Below are 4,463 nucleotides of genomic sequence, written 5' to 3'. Positions count from 1 at the left end.
GAGAAGAAGAGGTTGCCTCCCGCGTACGCCGGGTCGGTCGCGAGGCGCCGGTAGAGGTCGAACGCGAACCGGTTATTCCCGGCCGCCACGTTGCCGGCGCCGTCCAGCGTATTGGGATGGGCATCCCCGGCAACGGGTTCACCGGAGATTGAAGTCGTGGTCTGAGGTGCGGTGCCGGCGGCGGTCAGTCCTACAAGAATGAGCGCCAGAGCCAGGATGCTTATTCCGGAGAATATCAATAGTCTTTTCATCGTTCTCTCCCGTGGATCGCATCGGGGAAAAGGCCGGGTCTCCCCCGGGCATCCACATGGATTCTCTCTCGCAGAAAGACGATAATACCGGCGAAAGCGTTCGATCCCGGTCGAACGGGTTCAAAAACTCTATATAGGTCACGTAACTTCCTCACCGGCACAAAAGTCCTCCGTCGCACGCCTGTTCCGCCACCGGGTACAGGCATACGCCACCAGGATCCCCCCGATCACCGCAAGCGCGATCCCGGCAACGAGCAGTTCCACGGGAGGCCCCGCCGGGACCGGGAGGCCTCCCCCTCCCAGCCGCGGGGGCACCGGCCCTTCCCGGATCGGCGTGGTCAGGAAGGCCACGACGGCACAGACCCCTCCGACGAGGCTTGCCAGTCCTGCAGCCAGGATAATCCGGATCCGGGTGCCGTCGTGCGGCTGCAGGAGGCCCCGCCCCTCCGGTGTGAGCGCGTAGTACACCCAGGCGCGCCCGTCGTCCCCTGCGGCAACAAGACCGGCGTCGGCCAGTCTCTGCAGGTGGTGATGAACCGTGGACTTTGCGAGGTCAAGGGTGTCTGCGAGCTCTGTGACCGTCATCCTGCGTGTGGACAAGATCTTTAAAATATCGAGCCGGGTCTCGGATGCAAGGACCTCGAACGTATCCTTCGTCAGGACGATATCGACCGGCTCCATGAGAGAGTTGTTCGGAAAGACAGGATATAACGGTTCTGTTATCGTCTCCGTAAAAAAGAAGCCACCCCATGTGGGCGGTACCTAACGACCGTGACCGCCCGGTCAAGAAGTGGAGGCGCGATCTGCCGCGAGGACAGGGCATAACCGCTCTACGGCCCTACCCTGCGCCGGTCAAAGTGGATAGCGACCCCTGCCTCCTGCTGACCTGACCCGGGGTAAATCTGCCCCTCTTAACCTTCCGGTTTCTTCCCACCCGCGCAGACGTTGTAGGCCAGGTACGGCAGTTTCTCCTCGATGAAGGGTTCCACCTTCCGGGCAAGTGAAAAGACCGGGTCAGCGAGGTTGAGGTGCGCAAACGAGCACCGGCCGACCGAGATATCAGCGAACCCGGCATCCTCGAGGAGACACGCGATCTCACCGTTTGTGTAGTAGCGCTCGTTAAAGTCTCCCACGCCCACCTTCTTCAGGCCGACCTTCTCCCCCACCTGGTAGATGACAGGGACGATGCTCGTAAAGACCGTCCGCGAGAGGGTGCAGATCGCGATCCGGCCGCCGGGCTTTAAGACCCGGTAGGACTCTTCGAGCATCGCCTCGGGATCCGGGACGTAGCTGAAGGCGAGCAGGCTTGCGAGGGCGTCGAAGGTCCCATCCCGGAACGGGAGGACGTCGGCGGTCCCGACGCAGAACCCGCTCTCCGGGCAGCGCTGCCGCCCGTGCCGCACCATCCCCGGGCTGATATCAAGGCCCACCGCCTGGCCGCCTTCCTGGATATACCGCTCCACAAAGAGCCCTGTCCCGCACCCGAGGTCGAGAAGGAAACCCCCCTTCGGGAGCACGCTCATCACGTGGTCTGAGATATGCCGGTGGTAACTCCTCCCGCGGTGGCCGTCGTAGCGGTCGTCGTAGATATCCGCGATCTCGTCATAGTGTTGCTGTACTTTATTCACAAAAACACCTCCCTGGCAATCCGGGCAAGAAGTGCATTGACCTGCACAAAATCGTTTGCGTTGTGGCAGAGCCGGTGGTCAGCGTCGGCGAGCGCGACCGCAAGGGCCGGGTGGTTGTACTCGCGCCTGACCACCTGCCGAAGTTCGTGGACGACCTCCCGTGCCGAGAGCCCGTACTCGATCATCAGCGATTCAGCGATACGGCTTGCGGCGTCGAAGTTCCCGGTCCGGAGCGCGTCGAACGCCGATGCGGCGACGTTGCCGGTCTCTGAGCGCGACACCTCGGCGAGAACTTCGGCGAGGTCGGCGTCCCCACCGGACCCGGCGGCGAGCTGCAGGTAGATGATCGCACGCCGCAGGTCGCCCTGTGCGGCGTGGACGATCAGGTCGAGGTCGTCGGCCGGGAGGGTGGCCCCCTCGGCGGCGAGGATCTCCTCGAGGCGGGCACGGATGATCCCGCTCTCTATCGGGGCGAAGAAGAGCGGCAGGCACCGTGATGCGATCGCGGGGATGATCGCCGACGGCCGGGTGGTTATGAAGATAAACCGGCAGGTAGCGCTGTAGCGCTCCATGGTTCGCCGCAGGGCCTGCTGCGCCTCAAACGTCAGGTCGTGGGCATCCTCAAAGACCATCAGTTTAAACGGGGCATCCAGCGGGCGCATCGAGGCGTACCACTTCACGATGTACTTGAAGTTGACGATCAGGCTCTGGTCCTTCCGGTAGATATGGCTGAACCGCTCGTCTGCCTCAAGCGCACTCCTCCCCCGCCCGAGGAGGTCAGCGGCGCTGAACGTGCTCACATTCGCCTCCCAGTTCTCGGCGTAGAGCCCTTTTGCCAGGCACTCGACGGCCACGGTCTTCCCGGTGCCGTGCGGCCCGGAGATGAGCATGTGGGGTACGCTCCCTGCATCCGCAAACGAGACGAGGTAGCGGACAACCTCGTCCTGCCCGATGATATCCTCACACCCCTTCGGGCGGTAGACTTCACTCCAGAGCATGAACCAGTCTCTCTCTCATCTCATCTATTGCCGCCCGAAGAAGATAGGTATTGTCAAGTGAGGCGATGAGACGGTCGCGCTCGCCGGGCTCAAGCGTGGCGCAGGCCGCGGTGATCGCGGGGAGCGCACGCGTCAGTTCATCGACGACCGTCAGGGTTGCGGTGCGGGCGGTCCGGGAGAGGGGATTTAAGTCGACGGTGATGACCGCTTTCCCCATCGCCCTGAGCGCCTCGCACCGGTCCCCGTCCTCGAGCGGAACGAGGACCACGTCGGCATCCCCGATCCCCTCGGGGAGGCAGAGCCCGCGGTCGTGGGCGAGCGGGACGAGCCGTTCCGCCGTCCCGGAGAGGACCCGGACGCCCTCGTCCTCGAGGAGCCGGGTGATCAGTGCTATCCGCTCATCGGTCCGGTGGAAGAGGTTCACCTCGACGTCGGCACCGCTCGCCTGCTGGAGCGCCGCGACCTCGCGGGCCGCAAGCGCTGCCGTGTTGCCGTTCACCGATATCACCGCGTGCCGGGCGGCAAGAAGCATCGCGGCGGCCGTGCGGGCGGCGAGAAGCGCGCTTTCGCTCGTCCGCTCGCCGATCAGGTAATCAAACGCCTCCCCGCGCCCGTGGGCGGCAAGCCCCTCGAGTGCGACGACGCCCTCGCGGGCGCACCGGGCCAGCCGCTCGCGGGCGATGAGAGAGCGGTACCGTGGATGGTCTTTGGGAATCATGGTTTCATCTCGATCAAGTATGCGCCGCGGCGGGCGACGTTGAGGCGCTCGACCTCTCCGAATCCCGAGAGCACCCGGTCGGCGTCGTCGCCGCAGGCAAAGACGCCGTTCCCGAGCATCGTCATGCTCGCCGGGACCCCCGCGGTGTCGCAGGCCGCGAGCACCCGCTGCACCCCGGGCGCGATGAGTCCGCTCCCTTGGGCGAACCCCCGCGAGAGGAGGCAGAAGTCGGTGAGGTCCCGGGGGCAGCGGTCGGGATACGCGGCTGCTATCCGCGCCATCGCCTCAGGGGACGAGAGGACCGACGCGGTCGGGAGCGGACCGAGGCTCACGGCGTAGAGGGGTTCTTCCGGGTAGAACCGGATGATCTCCGCGTGGATGCCGGGCCCCATCCTGCAGACGACCCCGCCGGCCTGGCTCGCGGCGACGTCCCCGAGACCCGTGCGGTGGACAACCTCGGCCTCGTGAGCTCTGGCCGCCACATCGTCAGCAGAGAGCCCGAGGTCGAAGAGGTGGTTTGCGGCCGTGAGCGTCGCAAGGACCGCGGCCGCTGAGAGCCCGAACCCGGCGCCGATGGGGAGCCGGCACTCGGTGGTGACGCGGGCCGCAACCCCCAGCCGGTCGAGAGCGTACTCAACCGGCGGCGACCCGGCGGCGACCCGGCCCCGCCAGACCACCCGGACGCTCGTCGCCGCGGCAGGGGTGACCGTCGAGCGCACCCCCTCGTCGATGACCACCCCGGCCCCGACGCTCCCGGTGCTCCCGGGCCCGCTCCCCTCAACGCGCTTGAAGTAGCCGGAGATATGTCCGGGAGAGAAGGCTACAGCAGTTCTGACCATACCGCTGCCGCGACCTCCTCTTTGCTCCC

5 protein-coding genes and 1 pseudogene are annotated in these 4,463 nt (G+C 65.7%); all 6 read right to left on the bottom strand.

Annotated features, from left to right (window positions below; all coding sequences use genetic code 11):
• Positions 1 to 251, bottom strand: a pseudogene (locus BP858_RS04255) (serpin family protein); the annotation flags it as partial.
• 138 nt (positions 252 to 389) lie between these two features.
• Positions 390 to 932 carry an ArsR/SmtB family transcription factor gene (locus tag BP858_RS04250; RefSeq protein ID WP_286878936.1) on the bottom strand — a complete coding sequence of 181 codons (543 nt, stop codon included), beginning with the start codon at positions 930 to 932 and terminating at the stop codon, positions 390 to 392.
• Between the two features lie 230 nt (positions 933 to 1,162).
• The gene (locus BP858_RS04245) at positions 1,163 to 1,879 is read right to left on the bottom strand and encodes a class I SAM-dependent methyltransferase (protein WP_062263014.1); all 717 of its coding nucleotides are present in this window, start codon (positions 1,877 to 1,879) and stop codon (positions 1,163 to 1,165) included.
• The gene (locus BP858_RS04240) at positions 1,876 to 2,877 is read right to left on the bottom strand and encodes an AAA family ATPase (protein WP_286878935.1); all 1,002 of its coding nucleotides are present in this window, start codon (positions 2,875 to 2,877) and stop codon (positions 1,876 to 1,878) included. The genes BP858_RS04245 and BP858_RS04240 overlap by 4 nt, the downstream gene beginning before the upstream one ends.
• Entirely contained in the window at positions 2,864 to 3,595 is a 732-nt protein-coding gene (locus tag BP858_RS04235; protein ID WP_286878934.1) for a 4-phosphopantoate--beta-alanine ligase, read from the bottom strand. The genes BP858_RS04240 and BP858_RS04235 overlap by 14 nt, the downstream gene beginning before the upstream one ends.
• Positions 3,592 to 4,434 carry a pantoate kinase gene (locus BP858_RS04230; RefSeq protein ID WP_286878933.1) on the bottom strand — a complete coding sequence of 281 codons (843 nt, stop codon included), beginning with the start codon at positions 4,432 to 4,434 and terminating at the stop codon, positions 3,592 to 3,594. The genes BP858_RS04235 and BP858_RS04230 overlap by 4 nt, the downstream gene beginning before the upstream one ends.
• Positions 4,435 to 4,463 lie beyond the last annotated feature (29 nt).

Source organism: Methanoculleus sp. UBA413, assembly GCF_002502935.1.
In the GTDB taxonomy this organism is placed as follows: Archaea; Halobacteriota; Methanomicrobia; order Methanomicrobiales; family Methanoculleaceae; genus Methanoculleus; species Methanoculleus bourgensis.
The sequence above is the reverse complement of the archived record's forward strand: the minus strand, read 5'-3'. Positions and strand labels throughout refer to the sequence as shown.